General features: G+C 70.8%; 25 protein-coding genes, 4 tRNA genes and 1 pseudogene. 7 read left to right on the top strand and 23 right to left on the bottom strand.

The window, feature by feature from the left end:
* Positions 1-496: 496 nt before the first annotated feature.
* From AC07CM_RS25470 to AC07CM_RS25445, 6 genes are all read right to left on the bottom strand, one after another.
* Complete coding sequence (locus AC07CM_RS25470) at positions 497-1,396, bottom strand: SCO4651 family lipoprotein (RefSeq protein WP_478878763.1); 900 nt, start codon at positions 1,394-1,396, stop codon at positions 497-499.
* Positions 1,397-1,558: 162 nt separating this feature from the next.
* A complete protein-coding gene (gene rplA / locus AC07CM_RS25465) occupies positions 1,559-2,284 on the bottom strand; it encodes a 50S ribosomal protein L1 (RefSeq protein ID WP_478878762.1) in 726 nt (241 codons plus the stop codon).
* 84 nt (positions 2,285-2,368) lie between these two features.
* Positions 2,369-2,803 (bottom strand): 50S ribosomal protein L11, encoded by a 435-nt coding sequence (gene rplK / locus AC07CM_RS25460; RefSeq protein WP_003998857.1) that lies wholly within the window; start codon positions 2,801-2,803, stop codon positions 2,369-2,371.
* A gap of 168 nt (positions 2,804-2,971) precedes the next feature.
* A complete protein-coding gene (gene nusG / locus AC07CM_RS25455; RefSeq protein WP_478878761.1) occupies positions 2,972-3,847 on the bottom strand; it encodes a transcription termination/antitermination protein NusG in 876 nt (291 codons plus the stop codon).
* 80 nt (positions 3,848-3,927) lie between these two features.
* On the bottom strand, positions 3,928-4,212 hold the full coding sequence (secE, locus tag AC07CM_RS25450) for a preprotein translocase subunit SecE (RefSeq protein ID WP_020941654.1): 285 nt from the start codon (positions 4,210-4,212) through the stop codon (positions 3,928-3,930).
* Positions 4,213-4,319: 107 nt separating this feature from the next.
* A tRNA-Trp gene (locus AC07CM_RS25445) sits at positions 4,320-4,392 on the bottom strand.
* A 260-nt stretch (positions 4,393-4,652) separates the two neighbouring features.
* On the opposite strand from AC07CM_RS25445, the gene AC07CM_RS25440 reads away from it, so the two are divergent.
* Complete coding sequence (locus AC07CM_RS25440) at positions 4,653-5,879, top strand: pyridoxal phosphate-dependent aminotransferase (RefSeq protein ID WP_478878760.1); 1,227 nt, start codon at positions 4,653-4,655, stop codon at positions 5,877-5,879.
* A gap of 133 nt (positions 5,880-6,012) precedes the next feature.
* A complete protein-coding gene (locus AC07CM_RS25435) occupies positions 6,013-7,053 on the top strand; it encodes an adenosine deaminase (protein ID WP_478878759.1) in 1,041 nt (346 codons plus the stop codon).
* On the opposite strand, the gene AC07CM_RS25430 is transcribed toward AC07CM_RS25435, so the two are convergent.
* Positions 6,998-7,708 (bottom strand): hypothetical protein, encoded by a 711-nt coding sequence (locus AC07CM_RS25430; protein WP_478878758.1) that lies wholly within the window; start codon positions 7,706-7,708, stop codon positions 6,998-7,000. The genes AC07CM_RS25435 and AC07CM_RS25430 overlap by 56 nt on opposite strands.
* Before the next feature lie 45 nt (positions 7,709-7,753).
* Entirely contained in the window at positions 7,754-8,365 is a 612-nt protein-coding gene (locus tag AC07CM_RS25425; RefSeq protein ID WP_478878757.1) for a TetR/AcrR family transcriptional regulator, read from the bottom strand.
* A gap of 99 nt (positions 8,366-8,464) precedes the next feature.
* Between AC07CM_RS25425 and AC07CM_RS25420 the strand changes: the two genes are divergently transcribed.
* Positions 8,465-9,097: an NAD(P)-dependent oxidoreductase gene (locus tag AC07CM_RS25420; protein WP_478878756.1), complete on the top strand. Its 633-nt coding sequence runs from the start codon at positions 8,465-8,467 to the stop codon at positions 9,095-9,097.
* A 70-nt stretch (positions 9,098-9,167) separates the two neighbouring features.
* Here AC07CM_RS25420 and AC07CM_RS25415 read toward each other — a convergent pair whose 3' ends face one another.
* The 10 genes and pseudogenes from AC07CM_RS25415 to AC07CM_RS25370 all read right to left on the bottom strand — a co-directional run bounded on the left by AC07CM_RS25415 (position 9,168) and on the right by AC07CM_RS25370 (position 14,686).
* On the bottom strand, positions 9,168-10,223 hold the full coding sequence (locus AC07CM_RS25415; protein WP_478878755.1) for a UDP-N-acetylmuramate dehydrogenase: 1,056 nt from the start codon (positions 10,221-10,223) through the stop codon (positions 9,168-9,170).
* Between the two features lie 83 nt (positions 10,224-10,306).
* Positions 10,307-10,400, bottom strand: a pseudogene (locus AC07CM_RS25410).
* Positions 10,401-10,579: 179 nt separating this feature from the next.
* Entirely contained in the window at positions 10,580-10,960 is a 381-nt protein-coding gene (locus AC07CM_RS25405) for a DUF3291 domain-containing protein (protein WP_478878754.1), read from the bottom strand.
* A gap of 33 nt (positions 10,961-10,993) precedes the next feature.
* A complete protein-coding gene (locus tag AC07CM_RS25400; protein ID WP_478878753.1) occupies positions 10,994-12,436 on the bottom strand; it encodes a DHA2 family efflux MFS transporter permease subunit in 1,443 nt (480 codons plus the stop codon).
* A gap of 104 nt (positions 12,437-12,540) precedes the next feature.
* The gene (locus AC07CM_RS25395; RefSeq protein WP_478878752.1) at positions 12,541-13,110 is read right to left on the bottom strand and encodes a TetR/AcrR family transcriptional regulator; all 570 of its coding nucleotides are present in this window, start codon (positions 13,108-13,110) and stop codon (positions 12,541-12,543) included.
* Between the two features lie 137 nt (positions 13,111-13,247).
* Positions 13,248-13,676 (bottom strand): MaoC family dehydratase, encoded by a 429-nt coding sequence (locus tag AC07CM_RS25390; RefSeq protein WP_478878787.1) that lies wholly within the window; start codon positions 13,674-13,676, stop codon positions 13,248-13,250.
* 7 nt (positions 13,677-13,683) lie between these two features.
* Positions 13,684-14,136, bottom strand: coding sequence for an FAS1-like dehydratase domain-containing protein (locus AC07CM_RS25385; protein WP_478878751.1), 453 nt, complete (start codon positions 14,134-14,136; stop codon positions 13,684-13,686).
* A gap of 105 nt (positions 14,137-14,241) precedes the next feature.
* A complete protein-coding gene (gene rpmG / locus AC07CM_RS25380; RefSeq protein WP_003948671.1) occupies positions 14,242-14,406 on the bottom strand; it encodes a 50S ribosomal protein L33 in 165 nt (54 codons plus the stop codon).
* An 89-nt stretch (positions 14,407-14,495) separates the two neighbouring features.
* Positions 14,496-14,568 (bottom strand) — tRNA-Met (locus AC07CM_RS25375).
* A gap of 45 nt (positions 14,569-14,613) precedes the next feature.
* Positions 14,614-14,686, bottom strand: a tRNA-Thr gene (locus AC07CM_RS25370).
* 318 nt (positions 14,687-15,004) lie between these two features.
* Between AC07CM_RS25370 and AC07CM_RS25365 the strand changes: the two genes are divergently transcribed.
* Both AC07CM_RS25365 and AC07CM_RS25360 read left to right on the top strand, forming a co-directional pair.
* Complete coding sequence (locus AC07CM_RS25365; RefSeq protein ID WP_478878750.1) at positions 15,005-16,264, top strand: amidohydrolase family protein; 1,260 nt, start codon at positions 15,005-15,007, stop codon at positions 16,262-16,264.
* Between the two features lie 370 nt (positions 16,265-16,634).
* Entirely contained in the window at positions 16,635-17,291 is a 657-nt protein-coding gene (locus AC07CM_RS25360) for an SDR family oxidoreductase (protein ID WP_478878749.1), read from the top strand.
* A gap of 24 nt (positions 17,292-17,315) precedes the next feature.
* On the opposite strand, the gene AC07CM_RS25355 is transcribed toward AC07CM_RS25360, so the two are convergent.
* Together AC07CM_RS25355 and AC07CM_RS25350 are read right to left on the bottom strand one after the other, a co-directional pair.
* Positions 17,316-17,528 carry a hypothetical protein gene (locus AC07CM_RS25355; RefSeq protein WP_478878748.1) on the bottom strand — a complete coding sequence of 71 codons (213 nt, stop codon included), beginning with the start codon at positions 17,526-17,528 and terminating at the stop codon, positions 17,316-17,318.
* Positions 17,529-17,798: 270 nt separating this feature from the next.
* Positions 17,799-17,880: transfer RNA gene (locus AC07CM_RS25350), tRNA-Tyr, on the bottom strand.
* 225 nt (positions 17,881-18,105) lie between these two features.
* Here AC07CM_RS25350 and AC07CM_RS25345 point away from each other — a divergent pair.
* Positions 18,106-18,594, top strand: a complete 489-nt coding sequence (locus tag AC07CM_RS25345) for a YajQ family cyclic di-GMP-binding protein (RefSeq protein ID WP_478878747.1) — start codon at positions 18,106-18,108, stop codon at positions 18,592-18,594.
* Positions 18,595-18,672: 78 nt separating this feature from the next.
* Here the strand turns inward: AC07CM_RS25345 and AC07CM_RS25340 are convergent, their stop codons facing one another.
* A complete protein-coding gene (locus AC07CM_RS25340; RefSeq protein ID WP_478878746.1) occupies positions 18,673-18,939 on the bottom strand; it encodes a GlsB/YeaQ/YmgE family stress response membrane protein in 267 nt (88 codons plus the stop codon).
* A gap of 150 nt (positions 18,940-19,089) precedes the next feature.
* On the opposite strand from AC07CM_RS25340, the gene AC07CM_RS25335 reads away from it, so the two are divergent.
* Complete coding sequence (locus tag AC07CM_RS25335; RefSeq protein ID WP_478878745.1) at positions 19,090-20,367, top strand: APC family permease; 1,278 nt, start codon at positions 19,090-19,092, stop codon at positions 20,365-20,367.
* A 7-nt stretch (positions 20,368-20,374) separates the two neighbouring features.
* On the opposite strand, the gene AC07CM_RS25330 is transcribed toward AC07CM_RS25335, so the two are convergent.
* Positions 20,375-20,767 carry a YccF domain-containing protein gene (locus AC07CM_RS25330; RefSeq protein ID WP_478878744.1) on the bottom strand — a complete coding sequence of 131 codons (393 nt, stop codon included), beginning with the start codon at positions 20,765-20,767 and terminating at the stop codon, positions 20,375-20,377.
* Positions 20,764-21,627, bottom strand: a complete 864-nt coding sequence (gene htpX / locus AC07CM_RS25325; RefSeq protein WP_478878743.1) for a zinc metalloprotease HtpX — start codon at positions 21,625-21,627, stop codon at positions 20,764-20,766. Before htpX ends, AC07CM_RS25330 begins: the two co-directional genes overlap by 4 nt.
* Positions 21,628-21,664: the final 37 nt, after the last annotated feature.

Below are 21,664 nucleotides of genomic sequence, written 5' to 3'. Positions count from 1 at the left end.
GGCCTCCTTCCGGGTGATGGGACCGCTCAGAAGGGGCTGACAAAACGAAACGCCCCGGCGCAGGCGCACGGGGCGGACTCGACCGGACACACACGCGGGAGAGCGCGCACTCCGGGAGTTCTTCCACTGTCACCTGCGCGGGTCGTCCACTTCACAGCGGATCCTTCGGTCACCACACCCTCGTTCAAGCGTGCGGCAACGACCAGCGGTCTTTGGCTTCTCAAGGAATGTACGGGACCGGGTCGCCTTCGAGCAAATCGGGCTCTACGGGCCCCGGCGCCGGCCCGCTGCGGGAGCGGAAGGGACGGTCAGGCCCGGGCCCCCTGCGGACCGCTCCCCCGCCGGCTGCGGCCGTCGTGCGGGCGCGCTGCGGCGACGGGAAAGCGGGCGGGCGGGTGGACGACCGCCCGGCCCCGGAGAACGCCCTCGACGGCGCACGGTGGACGCGCGGCGGGATCGTGGGCGCCCCTCGGGGACCTGCCGGGTTCCGGCGGGCTCAGGAGCTGGTGCCGGAGCCGCCCGCCACGGTGCCGCCGGACTTCATCAGCTCCTTGAAGTCCTTCGTGTCTCCGGCCGGGGGCGCCTCGGCGGAGACCTTGACGCCGTAGTCGCTGTAGTAGGCCGTGCTGGTCATGGCGCCGGACGCGGTGTTCGCCTTCTCGACCTTCTTGACCAGCAGGTCCTGGTCGTTGACCCAGATGTCGACGGTCTCCGTGGTGACGCCCGCCTGACTGAGCTGCTTCTTCAGACCGGCCAGCTGCTCGGCGGTGAGGTTGCTGTTCTTGTCGGCGAGGTCGGCCACGTCGACCGTGCCCGAGTAGTGCGTGGCGGCGACACCGGAGACCTTCTCCTCGCCGACCTTCTTCACGTCGCCGGAGGCCAGCAGCAGCTTCACCGACTGGTTCGGCGTGGTGTTCTGCATCTGGTCCTTCAGGTACGCGCCGGAGCTGCCGCCGAGCTTGGCGAGGTCGTCGTACGCGTACCTGATCCAGTGCTTGCCGAACTGCTGGGCGAACTTCTCGCTCATCTTCGCGTAGTAGGCGTCCGGCAGATAGCGGGCCTCCATCGACGTGGAGCCGGCCTGGCGCATCGCCTCGGCCATCTGGCCGCCGGTGTACGTGATGGTGAGGTTGCCCTTGAGGCCGTCGCCCCAGGCGAGGGCGCCGTTGGCCGTCATCGACATCGTGTCGCCGATGGACGTGCTGGAGCGGACCTTGGCGGACTCGGCCTTGTCCGTGGACTTCTCGGCCGAACGCAGCGCGGCGAGCGGGCTGACGTGCGTGACGCTCTTGCCTACCGTCTTGTCACTCTTCCCGGAGCCGCATGCGGCCACCCCCGTCAGCGCGGCCACCACCGCCACGGAAAGGGCCACGCGGCGTACGGTCCTGCTCTTCATGTCGTCCCACCCCAATGCGAGTCCTGTTGCCTGCACGCTAATCCAGGCCACTGACAGTCGTGCGAAAGTCGCACAAAGAAAGGACGGGCCCCGAACCTGGAAGGTTCCGGGGCCCGCCCTTCGTGTGCGTCCCTGACGCGGCTACCGGGGTGAGCGCGGGGCTCAGACGGCGGCCGGGTCCTCCTCGACGAGGAGGTTGCGGGTGCGGTTCGGGTCGACCGGAACGCCGGGGCCCATCGTGGTGGTGATGGCGGCCTTCTTGATGTAGCGACCCTTGGCGGCGGACGGCTTCAGACGGAGGATCTCCTCCAGCGCGGCGCCGTAGTTCTCCACCAGCTTGGTGTCGTCGAACGACACCTTGCCGATGATGAAGTGCAGGTTCGAGTGCTTGTCGACGCGGAACTCGATCTTGCCGCCCTTGATGTCGGTGACGGCCTTGGCCACGTCGGGGGTGACGGTGCCGGTCTTCGGGTTCGGCATCAGACCACGCGGGCCGAGGACGCGGCCGAGGCGGCCGACCTTGCCCATGAGGTCCGGGGTGGCGACGACGGCGTCGAAGTCCAGGCGGCCCTTCGACACCTCGTCGATCAGCTCGTCGGAGCCGACGATGTCGGCGCCCGCGGCCTCCGCGGCCGCAGCACGGTCACCGGTCGCGAAGACCAGGACCCGGGCAGTCTTGCCGGTGCCGTGCGGCAGGTTCACGGTGCCACGGACCATCTGGTCGGCCTTGCGCGGGTCGACACCCAGGCGGAAGGCGACCTCGACGGTGCCGTCGAACTTGGTCGTGGAGGTCTCCTTGGCGAGACGGACGGCCTCGAGCGGGGCGTAGAGCTTCTCCCGGTCGACCTTGGCGTCCGCAGCGCGGAGAGCCTTGCTGCGCTTGCTCACAACTGCTCCTGTGTGTTCTGAAAGGAGTCGTGGTACGGGCCGAGCAGGCCCTGCCACGGGTATTTCTGCTTACGGGGGTTGAGGTCAGCCCTCGACCGTGACGCCCATGGAACGCGCGGTACCGGCGATGATCTTCGCGGCGGCGTCCAGGTCGTTGGCGTTGAGGTCGGGCAGCTTGGTCTGGGCGATCTCGCGGACCTGCGCCTCGGTGATCTTGGCGACCTTGGTCTTGTGCGGCTCGCCGGAGCCCTTCTCGATGCCCGCGGCCTTGAGGATCATCTTGGCGGCCGGCGGCGTCTTGGTGATGAAGGTGAAGGAGCGGTCCTCGTAGACCGTGATCTCCACCGGGATGACCCAACCGCGCTGCGACTCGGTCGCGGCGTTGTAGGCCTTGCAGAACTCCATGATGTTGACGCCGTGCTGACCCAGCGCGGGGCCGACCGGCGGGGCCGGGTTGGCGGCGCCGGCCTGGATCTGGAGCTTGATGAGCCCCGTGACCTTCTTCTTCTTGGGAGGCATGGCTCTCCGGGTCCTTTCAATTCGGGTCCTGCCGGCATCCGGGGACCACCCGGACGCAGGCATACCGCACAACGATAACGGGTATAGATGCGCGGCCAAAAACCGTGCAGGTCAGACGGGCTGAAGCAGCCCGCCTGACCTGCACGGAAGCAAGAGGTCCAGAAGGAACTAGTTCTTCTGGATCTGGTCGAAGGAGAGCTCGACCGGCGTCTCGCGGCCGAAGATCTCCACCAGGCCCTTGACCTTCTTCGAGTCGGGGTTGATCTCGTTGATGGTCGCCTGCAGCGTGGCGAACGGGCCGTCGGTGACGGTGACCGAGTCGCCGACCTCGAAGTCCAGCACCTGGACCTCGACCTTGCGCTGCGGGGCGGGCTTGCCCTCGGCCTCGGCGGCTTCGCGAGCGGCCTTCTCCTCGGCCTCCGGGGCGAGCATCTTGACGATCTCGTCCAGGGTCAGCGGGTAGGGGTCGTAGGCGTTGCCGACGAAGCCGGTGACGCCCGGGGTGTTGCGGACGACGCCCCAGGACTCGTTGGTGAGGTCCATGCGGACCAGGACGTAACCCGGCAGCTTGTTCTGCTTGATCGTCTTGCGGTCGCCGTTCTTGATCTGGACGACCTCTTCCTGCGGCACCTCGGCCTGGAAGATGTAGTCCTCGACGTTCAGCGAGACGGCGCGCTGCTCCAGGTTGGTCTTCACGCGGTTCTCGTAGCCGGCGTAGGTGTGGATGACGTACCACTCGCCGGGCAGGGTGCGCAGTTCCTCGCGCAGGGCCTGGATCGGGTCGACGGGCTCGGCGGGCTCTTCCTCGGCGGCTTCCTCGGCCGGGGCGACGGTCCCGTCGGCCTCGACGTCCTCGTCAGCCTCGACGTCCTCGTCAGCCTCGACGTGAAGAGCGGCCTCCTCGGCCGGCTCCCCCAGTTCGGCCTCGGCAGCCTCGAACTCGTCCTGCTCGTCCGCGCCCTCGACGATGTCGAGCTCGTCGTCCACCGTCTCGGCGGCATTCCCGCGAGGCTCGATGGCGTCGTTCAGGTTCGGGTCAGACACGATGGCTGCTTCTTCCTGGATACATAGGGGTGGAACATGCGAAAACGGGCGCCGGTACCACGGCGCCCTTCGCTCTTGGCTCAGCCGAAGACGTACTTGGCCGCGTGGTTGAGCCCATAGTCAATCACGGTCACCAGGGCGATCATGATCGCGACGAAGAAGATCACCACAGTGGTGTACGACGTCAGCTGGTTGCGCGTCGGCCAGACGACCTTGCGGAGTTCCGCGACGATCTGGCGGTAGAAGATGGCGAGGCGCTTCAGCGGGCCCTTCTTGGCGCGCTTGCCGCCCTTGCGGGCCTTCTTCTTGGACTCGGGCACCTCATCGGCATCAGGCGTGTCGATGGAGCCCACGGCGTCCGTCATTCGTCCTCACCTGATCCCGGGTCGTGGCCGTGCCGCGCCCGGTTTCTGAGCCGCACGGCGGTGCATTGCTGTACGTACATGCGCACACATCCTGGCGGTGTGTGTAGCAGGGCCGGAGGGACTTGAACCCCCAACCGCCGGTTTTGGAGACCGGTGCTCTACCAATTGAGCTACGACCCTTTGGTGTGCCCCCAACGTACCGCATCCGGACGGGTGCTCGGTGTGCACCGGTTGTGGAGCGGCTGCTGATGACCAACGAGAGGAGAGTGTACGTGGTCCGCGGCCCGGCGTCGAACAGAAAGTGCCTGTCCGGAGCCCCCGGGCCGAAGATCGTCCTGGCCGGAGGCCGGATTCGTACCCCTGTTCACGCCTCGACCCCTTGCTGTTCAGTCTGTGAAACCCGCGTGCCGGGGGCATTTCCGGTCTGAAACGATGGGTCCATGAGCGCTGCAACCCCTCCCACCGAGCGCCGGGTCTCCGCCCGAGTCGGCGCGATCTCCGAGTCCGCCACCCTCGCCGTGGACGCCAAGGCCAAGGCCCTGAAGGCCGCCGGGCGTCCGGTGATCGGCTTCGGCGCGGGTGAGCCCGACTTCCCGACCCCGGACTACATCGTCGAGGCGGCCGTCGAGGCCTGCAAGAACCCGAAGTACCACCGCTACACCCCGGCCGGCGGCCTGCCCGAGCTGAAGGCCGCGATCGCCGCGAAGACCCTGCGCGACTCCGGGTGGGAGCCCGACGTCTCGCAGGTCCTGGTCACCAACGGTGGCAAGCAGGCCATCTACGAGGCGTTCGCCGCGATCCTCGACCCGGGTGACGAGGTCATCGTCCCGGCGCCGTACTGGACGACCTACCCGGAGTCGATCCGCCTGGCCGGCGGTGTCCCGGTGGAGGTCGTCGCCGACGAGACCACCGGCTACCGGGTCTCCGTCGAGCAGCTGGAGGCGGCGCGCACGGAGAAGACGAAGGTCGTCCTCTTCGTCTCCCCGTCCAACCCGACCGGCGCCGTGTACTCCGAGGCCGAGACCGAGGCGATCGGCCGCTGGGCCGTGGAGCACGGCCTGTGGGTACTCACCGACGAGATCTACGAGCACCTCGTCTACGGCGACGCGGTCTCCGTGTCGCTGCCCGCGCTGCTGCCCGAGCTGCGGGACAAGTGCATCGTCGTCAACGGTGTGGCGAAGACGTACGCCATGACCGGCTGGCGCGTGGGCTGGGTCATCGGCCCGAAGGACGTCGTCAAGGCCGCGACGAACCTGCAGTCGCACGCCACCTCGAACGTCTCCAACGTGGCCCAGGTGGCCGCCCTGGCCGCCGTCTCCGGCGACCTCGAGGCCGTGGCGAAGATGCGCGAGGCCTTCGACCGGCGCCGCAAGACCATCGTGCGGATGCTCAACGAGATCGACGGCGTGGTCTGCCCGGAGCCCGAGGGCGCCTTCTACGCCTACCCGTCGGTGAAGGCCCTGCTCGGCAAGGAGATCCGCGGCAAGCGGCCGCAGGACACCGTCGAGCTGGCCGCGCTGATCCTGGAGGAGGCCGAGGTCGCGGTCGTCCCGGGCGAGGCGTTCGGCACGCCGGGCTACCTGCGGCTGTCGTACGCGCTCGGCGACGAGGACCTCGTCGAGGGCGTGAGCCGGATCCAGAAGCTGCTGGCCGAGGCCCGGGACTGATCCGGATTTCCGAGCTCTACGCGCGCGTGCGGGTCGCTTCCCCCCGGGGAGGCGGCCCGTTCGCATGTGCGAGCAAGACCACGTTCGGGGAAAGAGCTACCGGGGTGACGGGGGCGTACGGCAGGATCCTGGGATGGAGCGTGTACGTGATCTCTCTGAGCTGCCGAAAGCCCATCTGCACCTGCACTTCACCGGCTCGATGCGGCCCGGGACCGTCCTGGAACTCGCCGACAAGCACGGCGTGCGTCTGCCCGAGACGCTGACTGAGGCACTGACCAGCGGGGAACCGCCCAGGCTGCGGGCCACGGACGAGCGGGGCTGGTTCCGCTTCCAGCGGCTCTACGACGCGGCACGCTCCTGCCTCAGGGAACCCGAGGACATCCGGCGGCTGGTCCGGGAGGCCGCGCAGGAGGATCTGGCGGACGGCTCGGGCTGGCTGGAGATCCAGGTGGACCCGACCTCGTACGCGCCCCGCCTGGGCGGTCTCATTCCGGCGCTGGAGATCATCCTGGACGCGGTGGAGACGACCGCGCGGGACACCGGCCTGGGCATGCGCGTGCTGGTGGCCGCGAACCGCATGAAGCACCCCCTGGACGCGCGCACGCTGGCCCGGCTCGCGGTGCGGTACGCCGACCGGGGTGTGGTGGGCTTCGGGCTGTCCAACGACGAACGGCGGGGCATGGCCCGGGACTTCGACCGGGCCTTCGCCATCGCACGCGACGGCGGCCTGCTCTCGGCCCCGCACGGCGGCGAGCTGACCGGCCCGGCGTCCGTGCGCGACTGCCTGGACGACCTGCACGCCCACCGGGTGGGCCACGGGGTGCGCGCGGCGGAGGACCCACGGCTGCTGAAGCGGCTCGCCGACCGGGGTGTGACCTGTGAGGTGTGCCCGGCCTCGAACGTGGCGCTCGGCGTCTACGAGAAGCCGGAGGACGTACCGCTGCGCACGCTGTTCGAGGCGGGTGTCCCGATGGCGCTGGGCGCGGACGACCCGCTGCTGTTCGGCTCCCGCCTCGCGGCCCAGTACGAGATCGCCCGCCACCACCACGGCTTCACGGACGCGGAGCTGGCGGAACTGGCCCGGCAGTCGGTGCGGGCTTCGGCGGCCCCGGAGGAGGTCAGGGCGCGGCTGCTGGCCGGCGTGGACGACTGGCTGGCTCGCCCGGCCGCCTGAATTGGGCGTAGGGCGGATAGGCCTGGAAGCAGATCAGCACCTCGGGACTGCGCCAGGGGTCGGGCTCGTCCTGCAAGCCCTGGACGCAGCCCATGAGGGCTGAGCCACCCTTCACGATCCGTTTCTGCCGTGGGCCCCAGCCCGCCGCGTACGCGCAGGACATGGCCGTGTCGGCGAAGACGTCACGGCTGCCGATGAGGAAGAACGTCCGCGCGTACGTGGTGTGCCGCAGCTCGTCCCGGCAGTCCGCGTCCCGGCGGCGCCGCTCCCAGGCCGCAGCGTCCCGTGCGGTGCGCGCCTCGTCGGTCCGGACGGTCAGCGGGGTGCCCCGGCCGAGTCCGCGGCGCACCTCGGGCCAACGGCTGGGCCGTAGCCCGTAGCTGTGGTGGACCAGCACCAGGTCGACCGGGTCGCCGACGCCCGCGTGGTGCTCCGTGGCGGTGTGGCGCAGCGGGACGTGGACGATGGTGCGCCGCGAGGAGGCGGCGAAGGAGAACAGGCCGGCCAGCCGGTTCAGCCCGTCGTGGTCCCCGGTCAGGACGCCGTACGGTGCGGGGTCGCGCAGCGACGTGTGCCGCAGGGGCTCCCAGGGCTGAACGACACGGTGCCGGTGCGGCCCTGTCCGGGGCCGGAACTCACGCAGCCTCAGCCGCATGCGAAGGCGCTTGTGGAGGTCTCTGCCATGCCCTCAGCGTGATGCTCATGCGGTGGGGTCCGCAACGGAGATTCCCAGCAGCAGTGTCCGCGCGAGGCGCCGCGCGAAGTCGTCCACGGGCGGGCGCTCGCCGCTCTCGGTGGCGTCGTACGCGAACGCCCGCTGCGCGCACGCGCCGAGCAGGAGCGAGGCGGCCGCGAAGGTGTCCGCGTCGGCGTGGACGCGGCCGGCGGCCTGCTCGGCGCCCAGATAGGCGGCCAGGCCCTCGATCGGTATGTGCGGGCCGGAGCCGATCTTGCGCAGCACGTCGTCGTGCCGCCGCTTGAGCTGCGTCTCGGCGTAGAGGGAGGCTGCGATCGGGAAGCTCTGCTCGTAGAAGAGGGCCGCCTGGCGGGCGATCTCGGTGAGGTTCGCCTCCAGGGTGCCCTGTCCCGGCTCGGCCGCGAGGCTGCTCAGCAGCGGGGTGAGGCGGGGCAGTCGCTCGGCGAGCACCCGGACGAACAACTCCTCCTTGCTGTCGAAGTACTTGTAGAGCGCAGCCTCGGAGCAGCCGGCCGCCCGGGCGATCTCCTTGGTCGTGGCACGGGCGAGTCCGACGGTGAGCATCAGCTCGTGGGCGGCGTCGAGGATGCGGACACGCGCCGGCTTCGTCTCCATGGGCGTCCAATCGGGCTTGACGGGTGGGTGAGTGCTTACTCACTCTAGAAGGCAACCGAGGTGAGTAAACGCTCACCCACCTCAGGGGAGGGGTTCGCCATGCAGCTCACCGTCTTCGGCGCCACCGGCGGAATCGGCCGGGAGATCGTCCGTCAGGCCCTCGGCGCCGGCCACCGGGTGACCGCCGTCGTGCGCGATCCGGCCAGGCTGGAGGTCACGGGGGACGCACTGGAGGTGTTCCGCGCGGACGTCACCGACCCGGAGGAACTGCGCGCTGCGGTCGCCGGACGAAACGCGGTCCTCTCGGGTCTCGGGGCGCGCGGCCGCAAGGACGCGGGCGTGGCGGCACGGCTGACCCGTACGGTCCTCGGAGCCATGCAGGCCGAGGGGGTACGACGGCTGCTGGTGGTCAGCGCCGGACCGGTCGGACCGGCTCCCGCGGACGACGGCCTCCTGGACCGCGGGGTGCGAGGCCTGGTGTCGGCGGTGCTCAAGGACGTCTACATCGACCTGCGCGAGATGGAGGCCGAGCTGGCGCGCAGCAACACGGACTGGACGTCCGTACGGCCGCCCCGCCTGCTGGACAAGCCGCTCACCGGCCGTTACCGCACGGTCGTCGGCGGTTTCCCGCCCAAGGGCCGCTTCATCGCGCGCGCGGACGTCGCCCACGCGATGCTGTCGATGATCGACGACATCCGGACGGTGAAGCAGGGGGTGGGAGTCGCGTACTGAGCCGCTCGGCCGAGGGCCCGGCCAGGGCCGAGGGTTCTAGGGGGCCGAGGGTTCTAGAGGGCCGAGGGTTCTAGAGGGCCACGCCCACCGTGACCGGCTCGTTGACCAGCGTGATCCCGAAGGCCTCGCGGACTCCGGCGACGACCTCGCGGGCCAGGGCCAGCAGGTCCTCGGTGGTGGCGCCGCCCCGGTTGGTGAGGGCGAGGGTGTGCTTGGTGGAGATGCGGGCGGGCCCGCTGCCGTAGCCCTTGGTGAAGCCTGCCTTGTCGATCAGCCACGCCGCCGAGGTCTTGGTGCGGCCCTCTGCCGCCGGGTACGCGGGCGGCTCGACGCCCTCGCCCAGCCGCTCCCGCACGCGCGCGTGGAAGGCGGCGAACTGCTTCTCGGTGAGGATCGGGTTGGTGAAGAAGGACCCGGCGGACCAGGTGTCGTGGTCCTCGGGGTCCAGGACCATGCCCTTGCCGGCACGCAGCTTCAGGACGGTCTCGCGGGCGGCGGCGAGCGGCACCCTCTCCCCCGCCTGCACACCGAGCGCGCGGGCCGCCTCGGCGTACTTGACCGGCGCCGACAGCCCGTCCGCGTCCTCCAGCTCGAAGCGGACGCGCAGTACGACATAGCGCTCGGGGTCGGCCTTGAAGCGGCTGTGCCGGTACGAGAAGGCGCACTCCTCGTTCGTCAGCGTGACGGTCTCGCCGGCCCGGCGGTCGTAGGCGATCACCTCGGTGACCGTCGAGGAGACCTCCTGGCCGTAGGCGCCCACGTTCTGGATCGGGGTGGCGCCCGCGGAGCCCGGGATCCCGGCCAGGCACTCGATCCCGGCCAGGCCGGCCTCGACGGTACGGGCGACGGCGTCCGTCCACACCTCGCCGGCCGCCAGCTCCAGCGTGGTGCCGCGCAGCTCGACGCCGCGCGTGGCGATACGCAGGGCGGTGCCGTCGAAGCCCTTGTCGCCGATGACCAGGTTGGAACCGCCGCCGACGACCAGCAGCGGGGTCCGGCTGTCGTCGGCCTCGCGGACGGCGTCGATCACCTCGGCGTCGGTGGAGGCGGTGACCAGCCGGGCCGCGGGGCCGCCCAGCCGGAACGTGGTCAGCGGGGCGAGGGGGGCGTCGTGGAGTACCTGCACGGGCCCAAGACTACGAGACGGGACCGACAGCCCTGCCGCACCTGGGGGCGGGGGCCGCTCCCGGCCGTGATTCCCGTCCCGAGCGGAGAGGGCAGGATTTGAACCTGCGTGGGCCGCATGGGCCCGACCTCGAGGCGTGCTCGCCGGTCCCCGATCAACCACTCCGGGCACCTCTCCCTGCTCCCGGCCCGGTCTCCCGTGCCGTTCACATGCATCACTGTGGCAGGCCCCGCTGACGGCATGCTGACACGCGTGGTGCACACGGAAACGGCACGGGCGCGTGGACCTCGTGCGGTCCACGCGCCCGTGCGGGTGCAGGGTGGCCGGCTCAGGTCAGCCGGCTCGGTTCGGCCGGCTCAGGTCAGCCGCCGGAAGGCCTCCTGCCAGCTCACCGGCAGGTCTTCGCTCGATGCCCGCCAGCGGGCGAACTTGGCGTCCCGCATCTGTGGGGCGAGGCCACCGGCGGCCGGCGCGTGTGCTCCGGAACGGGCGAAGGCACGCAGCGCGTCCGCCGACTCCCAGGCCGACAGGGTCCAGAAGGTCCGTCGCAGGGGCTGCGCCTTGAGCGACGCCCCGTAGGCGCCGGGGGCCTTGCCGACCTGTCGCCACACGGCCGGAGTGCGCAGGAAGAAGAGGAGGGCTCCCCAGCGGGTGCGGGTCTCGAAGCGGGAGGCGAAGACATGGACCTCGGTCCCGGGCGGCGGGCTGTTCGGCACGGTCCAGGGCAGGGTGGGCACGACCGTTCTCCTTTCGTTCGGCTCGCCGTGCGCTCAGTGGGACAGGGCTTCGACGGCCGGTGCGGGGGCCTGCTCGGACGCGGTCGTGCTCTGGTGCGCCCGCCGCCGGGCCGGGATGAGCAGGGCCGCCACGCCGGCGACGGCCACCACCGCCGCGCCGGTGACGAGGGCGGGCCGCAGACCGTCCACGAAGTTCTGCGCGCTCGCGTAGCCGCCCTGCGCGGAGAAGATCGACGACATGACCGCGATGCCGAGCGCGCCGCCCACCTCGCGCAGGGCGTTGTTGGCGCCGGAGGCGATGCCCTGCTCCTGTGGCCGGACGCTGGACATCACCAGGTTGGCGGCCGGGGCGAAGTACAGGGCCATGCCGATGCCGCTGATGATCAGGCCGGGCAGCTGGGCGGCGTAGGAGACGTCCGCCGCGACCACGGAGGCCATGTAGCCGAGACCCATGGCCTGCAGGAACAGGCCGGTGGCGACGACGGGGCGGCCGCCGATGCGGTCGGAGAGGATCCCGGCGATCGGCGCCACGAGCATGGGCATGCCGGTCCACGGCAGCATCCTGAGGCCCGCCTCGGTGGGCGAGTAGCCGAGCACGCCCTGCATGTACTGGCTGAGCAGGAAGATCGAGCCGAACATCCCGACGAACATCAGCAGGCTGGCCGCGTTGATACCGGAGAAGGCACGGGAGCGGAACAGCCGCATGGGCAGCATCGGGTTCTTGGCGCGGGAGCTGTAGAGGACGAAGCCCACCAGCAGGGCGCTTCCGGCGAACAGCGCGGTCAGCACCAGGGAGTCGGTCCAGCCGTCGGCGGGCCCGCGGACCAGGCCGTACACGATGCCGAAGAGTCCGCCGCTGGCCAGCAGGGTGCCGGGAAGGTCGAGCCGGGCGCCGGTGCCGTGGGATTCGGCGAGGCGCAGCCGGGCGAGCGGCAGCAGGGCCACACCGAGCGGGACGTTCAGCCAGAAGATCCAGTGCCAGGAGATGTGCTCGGTCAGACTGCCGCCGATGAGCGGCCCGGAGGCGACGGCGAGGCCGTTGACGGCGCCCCAGATGCCGTACGCCATACCGCGCTTGGCGGCGGGCACCGCCGCGGTCAGCAGCGTGAGTGTGAGCGGCATCATCACGGCCGCGCCGACGCCCTGGACCGCGCGGGCGGCGATCAGGGAACCGATGCCGGGGGCCATGGCCGCGGCGGCGGAGGCGCCGGTGAAGACGGCGAGTCCGGCGAGGAAGAGCCGGCGGCGCCCGAAGCGGTCGCCGAGCGCGGCGCCGAACATCAGCAGCACGGCGAAGGTGAGCGTGTAGGCGCTCACGGTCCACTCGAGGTCGTCCAGCGCGCCGCCGAGGTCCTTGCGCAGCGAGGGCAGGGCGGTGGTGACGACGAGGTTGTCGAGGGCCGCCATGAAACCGGCGACGCTGGTGATGACGAGGGCCCAGGCGGCGCCCCCGCGACGTGCTGTCTGTTCTGACATCGCTCCCCCAGAGGGTGATCACTGCCGTTGATTAGTTATTGATGACTAACTTTTGCGGGCATGAAAAGGCGCAGGGGTTTTGCCCGCTGCCGCCCTTCCTTGCCCTACTTCTCCAGCCGCCCGGTGAGTCGGGCCGAGGGGTACATCCCCTGCCAGACCCGGTGCCGGGGCGGAAACCCCATGGCCGTGAGGGCGTTGATCAGCATTCCGTACGCCAGGAAGGTCGTGGTCTCGTTGTCGTCCGCCCCCAGCGGCAGATGCACGATGTCCCAGAGCTTCATCCAGCCGGCCCGCACGGCCTCACCGAACTCGTGGTCGCCCTCCGCCTCGGCGGCGGCGACCGTGATGTACGTCTGCATCTGCATCTGCAGCTTCTCGGGGTGCTCCGTGATCAGCCGCACGTAGGCGTTCGCCATGGCGTGCAGGGCCTCCTCGCCCTTCAGCTCCTCGGCCGCCTCCTCGAAGACCCGGCAGGTGTCCTCCACGCACCGCAGCGACGCGGCGGCGAAGATCGCCTTCTTGCCCGGGAAGAGCCGGAAGAGATAGGGCTGCGAGACACCCACGCGCTTGGCGATCGCCTCCGTCGAGGTGCCGTAGTAGCCCTTCCGCGCGAACTCCGCGATCGCCGCACGGATGACGCTCTCGCGCCGCTCCTCTGCGCTCATCCTGACCATGCGAGAAAGTTAGTACTCAATCACTAACTAGTCAAGCGACGGATGGAGAGCACGGGTGAGGGCGCACAACGCCCAGGTCGAGCGCATGGGTAAGGGGCGCCACCCCTGGGTCGGCGCCCCTTACCCATGAGCCTCTGTCAGGCCAGGCGGACGACCGCCCGGGACATGCCCAGCACCTTCTGGCCGCCGCTCATCGCGGTCAGGTCCACCCGCACGGTGTTGTCGTCGAGCTTGGCCGCGACCTTGCCGCTGACCTCGATCACCGCGCCCTCGTCGTCGTTGGGCACGACGATCGGCTTGGTGAAGCGGACGCCGTACTCCACGACCGCGCCCGGGTCACCGGTCCAGTCGGTGACCACGCGGACCGCCTCGGCCATGGTGAACATGCCGTGCGCGATGACGTCCGGCAGGCCCACCTCCTTGGCGAACTTCTCGTTCCAGTGGATCGGGTTGAAGTCCCCGGAGGCACCCGCGTACCGCACCAGCGTGGCGCGGGTCACGGAGAAGGTCTGCGCCGGCAGTTCGGTGCCGACCTCGACGTCGTCGTACGCGATCTTCGCCGCCATCGTCACCTCACGCCTCCTCGGCCGCACGGGCCACGAGCTTGGTCCAGGCGGTCACCACGTGCTCGCCCGCCTCGTCGTGCACCTCGCCACGGATGTCCAGGACGTCGTTGCCCGCGAGGGACTTGATTCCCTCGATGGTGGAGGTGACCGAGAGCCGGTCGCCGGCGCGCACCGGGCGGCTGTAGGCGAACTTCTGGTCGCCGTGCACCACACGGCTGTAGTCGAGACCGAGCTGCGGGTCCTCGACGACCTGTCCGGCGGCCCGGAAGGTGATGGAGAACACGAAGGTCGGCGGGGCGATCACATCGGCGTGACCGAACGCCTTGGCGGCCTCCGGGTCCGTGTACACGGGATTGTTCTCCCCGATCGCCTCGGCGAACTCGCGGATCTTCTCCCGGCCCACCTCGTAGGGCGCGGTGGGCGGGTAGCTCCGCCCCACGAAGGACTGGTCGAGCGCCATGGCCCGGCACCTCCTGGTCTCAGCAGCGTGTCTGCTCTCGGCAGCGTGTGAAACGACGTGAGGCCGCCCCCGAACTGCGGGGACGGCCTCACGTACGAGCCTGATTTATCGCGTCTCGCGGTGCGCGGTGTGCGCGTTGCAACGCGGGCAGTGCTTCTTCATCTCAAGACGGTCCGGGTTGTTACGCCGGTTCTTCTTGGTGATGTAGTTCCGCTCCTTGCACTCCACGCAGGCCAGCGTGATCTTCGGGCGGACGTCGGTGGCAGCCACGTGAGTGCTCCTTGACGAACGGATTGACTGAATTAACGCAGAAAAGAGTAGCCGATCGAAGGACCGACCCCGCAATCGGCTACTGTCAGTAGCGGTGACCGGACTTGAACCGGTGACACAGCGATTATGAGCCGCTTGCTCTACCGACTGAGCTACACCGCTTTGATGAGATCAGCCCCGCCTCGCGACGGGAACCTCTCACACCAGAGCCCCAAAACGGAATCGAACCGTTGACCTTCTCCTTACCATGGAGACGCTCTGCCGACTGAGCTATTGGGGCGAGCGATGAAGACATTACACGGTCCGCCGCCGTTCACCCAAATCCGTATCCGGCCGCCCTCCGCACACCCCGTCCCGGGGCTCCCAAGGGCCTCGCAGGCCGCGTGCCGCACGGCCACGCGCGCGTGAGGGCAGGTCATACGGGAGGGCTCGGCGCGCACCACCATGGGCGGACCACGCCGGTACGACTATTGCGCTCCTCCGCGCCGTGCCCGCCTCGCCACCCTAGGCTCGACTCACTCTGCGTGATCTTCAGCCCGTCGTGGCCCCGAGCCCTCACGCGGCCTGCCCCGAGCCCCCGGCCGACCCCTGGAGTCCGATGCCCGACAGCCAGCCGCAACCGCCGTCGAACCCGTCCGGGCCCTCCGGACAGTCCGGGCCGGCCGCCCTGCTGCTGTGCGGGGCGCGGCTCAGCGACGGCCGGAGCGTGGACGTGCGGCTGGGCGGCGGGCGCATCGAGGCGGTCGGCACGGCCGGGAGCCTCACCCCCGGCCCGGCACGGACGTCCGCGGCCCGCGTGGACCTCGGCGGCTACCTGCTCCTCCCGGCCCCGGCCGAACCGCACGCCCACAGCGACACCGCACTGTCCGCCGAACACCCCGGACCGGTCTCGTACACACCCGAGGACGTCCAGCGCCGGGCCACGGAGGCGGCGCTGCTCCAGCTCGGCCACGGCGCGACGGCCGTACGCGCGCACGTGCGCGTGGGCGACGTCCAGGGTCTGGGCGCGCTCGGCGCCGTACTGCAGGCACGGCGCTCCCTGCGGGGGCTCGCGGAGCTGACCACGGTGGCGATGCCGCGCCTGCTGACCGGGGCGGCCGGGGCCGACGGTCTCGCGATGCTGCGGGACGCGGTGAAGATGGGCGCCGCCGTGGTGGGCGGCTGCCCCGACCTCGACCCGGATCCGACGGGCTATGTGGAGGCCGTGCTGGAGGTGGCCTCGGAGCACGGCTGCCCGGTGGACCTGCACACGGACGCCGCCGACCCGGCCCGGCTGTCCCGGCTCGCGGCCATGGCGGGTGGTCTGCGCCCCGGCGTGACGGTCGGCCCGTGCGCCGGTCTCGCGCGCCTGCCCACCGAGGCCGCCGCCCGGCTCGCCGACCAGCTCGCGGCGGCCGGTGTGACGGTGGTGTGCCTGCCCCAGGGCGGCTGCGCGGGCGCGGACCGGCGGGGCACGGCGCCGGTACGGCTGCTGCGCGCGGCCGGGGTGCGGGTGGCGGCCGGCAGCGGCGCCCTCCGGGACGTCGCGAACCCCGTCGGCCGCGGCGACCCCCTGGAGGCCGCCTACCTCCTCGCCTCCGCCCACGGCCTGCGCCCCGAGGAGGCCTACGAGACGGTCAGCGGCTCGGCCCGCACGGCCCTGGGGCTGCCCGAGGTCCGCGTGGAGGCGGGTTTCCCCGCCGAACTGCTGGCCGTACGGGGCGACCGCCTCTCCGGTGCCCTCTCCCTCGCCTACAGCCGGATCGTGATCCACCGGGGCCGGGTCGTGGCCCGCACGAGCGCGGTCCGCGAGTACTGCAGCTCGGCGGCCGCAGCAGAACTGGGGCTGCCGCGACAGGGGCGCAAGGAGTTGTCGTGAGGGGGGCGGCGGGGTGGGGGTGCCCAGTGGCGTCCGAGGTGGTGCGCCGCATGCAGGGTGGTGGCCGGCGTCCGGCGCGGTGGTTGGCGTCCGGGGGCGCAGGCCGCAGTCCGGGGTGGTGGCTGGTATCGGGGCGCAGGCCACCGCAGTTCGGGGCGCAGCGGCCTCCTGGGGCGTAGGACCCGTTGCGGGCCGATGGCTGCCGCCCGACGCGGTGGCCGGCGTCCGAGGCGATGGCTGCCGTCCGCCACGCACGCCGGAGCCCGTGCTCTGTGCGCCTTCGATCGTGCGCCGAGGCGCCCGGAGCCGCGCCGCGACCCGGTGTTAACTCGTGCGGCGGATGCGCTTCTTCGGGCGTACGGTCGGAATCATGCGCATTGTCATCGCTGGTGGTCATGGTCAGATCGCGCTGCGGCTGGAGCGGCTGCTCTCCGCGCGTGGGGACGAGGTCGCGGGGATCATCCGTAAGGCCGAACAGGGCGACGATCTGCGGGAGGCCGGTGCCGAACCGGTCCTGCTCGACCTGGAGTCCGCCTCGCTGGAGGAGGTCGCGACGCATCTGCAGGGCGCGGACGCGGCGGTCTTCGCGGCCGGCGCCGGCCCGGGCAGCGGCACGGCCCGCAAGGACACGGTGGACAAGGGTGCGGCGGTGCTGTTCGCCGACGCGGCCGTTCGCGCGGGCGTGCGCCGTTTCGTGGTGGTCTCCTCCATGGGCGCGAACCCCGCGCACCAGGGCGACGACGTCTTCGACGTGTACCTGCGCGCCAAGGGCGAGGCGGACGCACACGTCAGCCGTCAGGAAGCCCTGGACTGGACGATCCTGCGGCCCGGCGCGCTGACGAACGACGCGGGCACCGGCCTGGTCCGCCTGGAGGCCCGCACCGGGCGCGGCCCGATCCCCAGGGACGACGTGGCGGCCGTACTGGCGGAGCTGGTGGACACCTCGGCGACGGCCGGCCTGACGCTGGAGCTGATCGGCGGGTCGACGCCGGTCTCGGTCGCCGTGAAGTCGGTCGCGGGGAACTGAGGCGGGCCGCCCCCCGTTCACCCGTCAGAAGAGAGGCAACTGCCCGGGAAAGTCCGGCACGGCGTACCCGTCCAACGCCGGCTGGGCCGCACCGAGTTGGGCCTGCAGCCGCGACCCGGAGCAGGAGACGAGTTCCGCGCTCTCCCGCACCCCGGGCGGATCGTGCCGAGCGAAGCGCCCCGCGACGACGGCGATCTCGCGACGGCACACGGGACAGGTTCTACGACGGGAGGCCATGCCGTCAGTGTGCCCGCCTCCCGCCCGAACCACCTCGGCACCGGTCGGAGTTCGGAAGCGACCGCAGTGCCCGCAGTCCCCTGGAAAACGAAGAGACCGCACCGGCCGATTCTCGTGCGGCGGTGCCCGGCAGGACAGGCAGTCGGGCCCGGCGTCATTTCGACACCGGGCCGGGGTATTTTTCGATTGCCGTTCGAAGGAGTGCGTTCGCATACAAGAAGACCCCCTCCGCTCTACGTTTCCGCAGATCGGAGGGGGTCTACCCCAGTGTGGCGGCGCCAGGATTCGAACCTGGGAAGGCTGAGCCGGCAGATTTACAGTCTGCTCCCTTTGGCCGCTCGGGCACACCGCCGGGGATGCTGCCGTTCGAACCGCTCTTCGGCGGTGCTCCCTGGCAACGACGTAAACAATACCCGATACGGAGGGGTGCTTCGCCACCCGATTGATCTGCGCCTCCCGGGACGCGGGGTGGCTAGGCTGGTGCGGATGCGGCCCGACACCATGCCGGGCTCGGCGGCCGCCGCCACGCACGCCGGCACGCACCCGACACGCACCCCGATACAAGGAGCCACAGGACATGGCCGACTCCAGTTTCGACATCGTCTCGAAGGTCGAGCGGCAGGAGGTCGACAACGCCCTCAACCAGGCCGCCAAGGAGATCTCGCAGCGCTACGACTTCAAGGGTGTGGGTGCCTCGATCTCGTGGTCCGGTGACAAGATCCTCATGGAGGCGAACTCCGAGGACCGGGTGAAGGCTGTCCTCGACGTCTTCCAGTCCAAGCTGATCAAGCGCGGCATCTCCCTCAAGGCGCTGGACGCGGGCGAGCCCCAGCTGTCCGGCAAGGAGTACAAGGTCTTCGCGTCGATCGAGGAGGGCATCTCACAGGAGAACGCGAAGAAGGTGGCGAAGATCATCCGCGACGAGGGCCCCAAGGGCGTGAAGGCCCAGGTCCAGGGTGACGAGCTGCGGGTCAGCTCCAAGAGCCGCGACGACCTGCAGGCCGTGATCACCCTGCTGAAGGGCAAGGACTTCGACTTCGCGCTGCAGTTCGTCAACTACCGGTAGGACACCGGCAGGACCCGGTAGGAAATGGACCCCCGAGGGTGGGCACCCGTCGGTGCCCACCCTTCGGTCGTCCGCGTCTCAGTCGCGCGAGTTGCCGAACAAGAGGCGGTAGACGATCAGCAGGACCAGCGAGCCGCCGATCGCGGCGGCCCAGGTCGCGCCGTCGTAGAAGTGCTTGGTGACCGGGTGGTCCAGCCAGCGGGCCGAGATCCAGCCACCGATGAACGCGCCCGCGATGCCGATGAGGGTCGTACCGATGAAGCCGCCCGGGTCGCGGCCCGGCAGCAGGACCTTGGCGATGGCTCCGGCCAGAAGCCCCAGGATGATCCAACCGATGATGCTCATGCCGTGAACCTGCCCTTCCGCGCTGTGCCCGCACTGTCCGGGTTCTGAGAATCCGGTGAGGATCGGCTGTCCGCGCGTGTTCGTGCCGTGTCGATGAAGAGGACGTCACGGGTCCACCGCGCGGTTGCGGCGATCAGTAGGGTGCGCGGCATGACACCTTCCGGCACCGAGTTGCGACGCACCCTGGGCGTGCGGGACGCCGTGGTCGTGGGCCTCGGCTCGATGATCGGGGCCGGCGTCTTCTCCGCCCTCGGCCCGGCCGCGCGGGCCGCCGGGCCGGGACTGCTGCTCGGGCTGGCCGTCGCGGCCGTGGTCGCATATTGCAACGCCATGTCCTCGGCCCGCCTGGCCGCCCTCTATCCGGCGTCGGGCGGGACGTACGTGTACGGCAGGGAACGCCTGGGCGCGTTCTGGGGCTACCTCGCCGGCTGGGCCTTCGTCGTCGGCAAGACGGCCTCCTGCGCGGCCATGGCGCTCACCGTGGGGGCGTACGTGTGGCCGGGGCAGGCGCACGCGGTGGCGGTGGCCGCCGTGGTGGCCCTGACCGCCGTGAACTACGGCGGCATCCAGAAGTCGGCTTGGCTGACACGGGTGATCGTGGCCGTCGTGCTGGCCGTCCTCGCGGCCGTCGTGTTCGTGTGCCTGACCTCCGCGGAGGCCGACGCGGGGCGGCTCGGCATCGGGGTGTCGTCGGGTGTGGGCGGGGTGCTCCAGGCGGCCGGTCTGCTGTTCTTCGCGTTCGCGGGGTACGCCCGGATCGCGACCCTGGGCGAGGAGGTGCGCGATCCCGCGCGCACCATTCCCCGGGCCGTCCCGCTGGCCCTCGGCATCGCCCTGGTCGTCTACGTGGCCGTGGCTGTGGCCGTGCTGAGCGTGCTCGGTGCCGACCGGCTGGGGCACGCGGCGGCGCCGCTGGCCGACGCGGTGCGGGCGGCCGGGGTGCCGGGTCTCGCGCCCGTGGTGCGGGTGGGGGCCGCGGTGGCCGCGCTCGGGTCGCTGCTCGCGCTGATCCTCGGTGTGTCCCGGACGACGCTCGCCATGGCCCGCGACCGCCATCTGCCCGGGGCGCTGGCCGCCGTGCATCCGCGCTACCAGGTCCCGCACCGGGCGGAGCTGGCCGTGGGCGCGGTGGTCGCCGTGCTGGCCGCGACGGTGGACGTGCGCGGCGCGATCGGCTTCTCCTCGTTCGGCGTGCTGGCCTACTACGCCGTGGCCAACGCCTCCGCCTGGACGCTGAGCCCGGCCCTTTCGGCACGGGTGCTGCCGGCGGTGGGGCTGCTGGGCTGCGCCACGCTGGCGTTCGCCCTGCCGGTGGTCTCGGTCGCCGTGGGAGCGGGGGTGCTCGCGGTGGGTGTGGCGGCCTACGGCGTACGGCGCCGGTGGACGGGGCGCTCCCCGGACGGAGCCGGGGCCGACGGGGCTCCGTGACGGTAGGTCAGCGGGCGGCGAACGGTTCGTCCGTGCGGACGATCTCGCGGCCCAGCGGCAGCAGGGAGACGGGGATCAGCTTGAAGTTGGCGATGCCGAACGGGATGCCGATGATCGTCAGGCACAGCGCGATGCCGGTGGTGATGTGGGCGAGGGCGAGCCACCAGCCGGCCAGGACCAGCCACAGCACGTTGCCGACGCAGGAGGGTGCGCCCGCGTCCCTGCGCTCCACGGTGGTGTACCCGAAGGGCCACAGGGCGTAGACGCCGATGCGGAAGGCGGCGATCCCGAAGGGGATGCCGATGATCGTGACGCAGAGCAGGACGCCCGCGAGCAGATAGGCGAGGAACAGCCAGAAGCCGCTCAGGACGAGCCAGATGATGTTCAGGATGATCTTCACTGGTGACGACCTGCCATCCTCTCGAGCCGGGCGATGCGCTCCGCCATCGGCGGGTGTGTGGAGAACATCTTGGACAGCCCCTGACCGGGGCGGAAGGGGTTCGCGATCATCATGTGACTCGCGGTCTCGATCCGGGGCTCGGGGGGCAGGGGCAGCTGCTGTGTGCCGATCTCCAGCTTGCGCAGCGCGCCGGCGAGGGCCAGCGGGTCGCCGGTGAGCTGGGCGCCGGAGGCGTCGGCCTCGTACTCCCTGGAGCGGCTGATGGCCAGCTGGATGAGGGTGGCGGCGATCGGGCCCAGGATCATGATCAGCAGCATGCCGAGCAGGCCGGGACCGTCGTCGTCGTCCGAGCGGCCGACGGGGATCAGCCAGGCGAAGTTGACCAGGAACATGATCACCGAGGCGAGGGCGCCGGCCACGGAGGAGATGAGGATGTCGCGGTTGTAGACGTGGCTCAGCTCGTGGCCGATGACGCCGCGCAGCTCGCGCTCGTCGAGCAGGCGCAGGATGCCCTCGGTGCAGCACACGGCCGCGTTGCGCGGGTTGCGGCCGGTCGCGAAGGCGTTGGGCGCCTCTGTCGGGGAGATGTACAGGCGGGGCATGGGCTGGCGGGCCTGCGTCGACAGCTCGCGGACCATCCGGTACAGCGCGGGGGCCTCGAACTCGCTCACCGGGCGGGCGCGCATCGCGCGGAGGGCGAGCTTGTCGCTGTTCCAGTACGCGTACGCGTTCGTGGCCAGCGCGATCAGGACCGCCACGATCAGTCCCGTCCGGCCGAAGAAGCTGCCGATGACGATGATGAGTGCGGACAGTCCCCCGAGGAGTACTGCGGTCCTTAGCCCGTTGTGCCGGCGGTGCACGGTACGCCCTCCAAGTCGTGCAGCGGGGGAACCCTTT

Source organism: Streptomyces sp. NPDC044061 (genome assembly GCF_056434305.1).
This window is presented reverse-complemented; position numbering and strand designations above follow the sequence as displayed.

Excerpts from the sequence above, each read along its gene's own strand:
- AC07CM_RS25470 (WP_478878763.1), bottom strand. The coding sequence starts at position 1,396 with ATGAAGAGCAGGACCGTACGCCGCGTGGCCCTTTCCGTGGCGGTGGTG.
- rplK (WP_003998857.1), bottom strand. The coding sequence starts at position 2,803 with ATGCCTCCCAAGAAGAAGAAGGTCACGGGGCTCATCAAGCTCCAGATC.
- secE (WP_020941654.1), bottom strand. The coding sequence starts at position 4,212 with ATGACGGACGCCGTGGGCTCCATCGACACGCCTGATGCCGATGAGGTG.
- AC07CM_RS25440 (WP_478878760.1), top strand. The coding sequence starts at position 4,653 with ATGAGCGCTGCAACCCCTCCCACCGAGCGCCGGGTCTCCGCCCGAGTC.
- AC07CM_RS25435 (WP_478878759.1), top strand. The coding sequence starts at position 6,013 with ATGGAGCGTGTACGTGATCTCTCTGAGCTGCCGAAAGCCCATCTGCAC.
- AC07CM_RS25430 (WP_478878758.1), bottom strand. The coding sequence starts at position 7,708 with ATGCGGCTGAGGCTGCGTGAGTTCCGGCCCCGGACAGGGCCGCACCGG.
- AC07CM_RS25425 (WP_478878757.1), bottom strand. The coding sequence starts at position 8,365 with ATGGAGACGAAGCCGGCGCGTGTCCGCATCCTCGACGCCGCCCACGAG.
- AC07CM_RS25420 (WP_478878756.1), top strand. The coding sequence starts at position 8,465 with ATGCAGCTCACCGTCTTCGGCGCCACCGGCGGAATCGGCCGGGAGATC.
- AC07CM_RS25400 (WP_478878753.1), bottom strand. The coding sequence starts at position 12,436 with ATGTCAGAACAGACAGCACGTCGCGGGGGCGCCGCCTGGGCCCTCGTC.
- AC07CM_RS25395 (WP_478878752.1), bottom strand. The coding sequence starts at position 13,110 with ATGGTCAGGATGAGCGCAGAGGAGCGGCGCGAGAGCGTCATCCGTGCG.
- AC07CM_RS25390 (WP_478878787.1), bottom strand. The coding sequence starts at position 13,676 with ATGGCGGCGAAGATCGCGTACGACGACGTCGAGGTCGGCACCGAACTG.
- AC07CM_RS25385 (WP_478878751.1), bottom strand. The coding sequence starts at position 14,136 with ATGGCGCTCGACCAGTCCTTCGTGGGGCGGAGCTACCCGCCCACCGCG.
- AC07CM_RS25365 (WP_478878750.1), top strand. The coding sequence starts at position 15,005 with ATGCCCGACAGCCAGCCGCAACCGCCGTCGAACCCGTCCGGGCCCTCC.
- AC07CM_RS25360 (WP_478878749.1), top strand. The coding sequence starts at position 16,635 with ATGCGCATTGTCATCGCTGGTGGTCATGGTCAGATCGCGCTGCGGCTG.
- AC07CM_RS25355 (WP_478878748.1), bottom strand. The coding sequence starts at position 17,528 with ATGGCCTCCCGTCGTAGAACCTGTCCCGTGTGCCGTCGCGAGATCGCC.
- AC07CM_RS25345 (WP_478878747.1), top strand. The coding sequence starts at position 18,106 with ATGGCCGACTCCAGTTTCGACATCGTCTCGAAGGTCGAGCGGCAGGAG.
- AC07CM_RS25340 (WP_478878746.1), bottom strand. The coding sequence starts at position 18,939 with ATGAGCATCATCGGTTGGATCATCCTGGGGCTTCTGGCCGGAGCCATC.
- AC07CM_RS25335 (WP_478878745.1), top strand. The coding sequence starts at position 19,090 with ATGACACCTTCCGGCACCGAGTTGCGACGCACCCTGGGCGTGCGGGAC.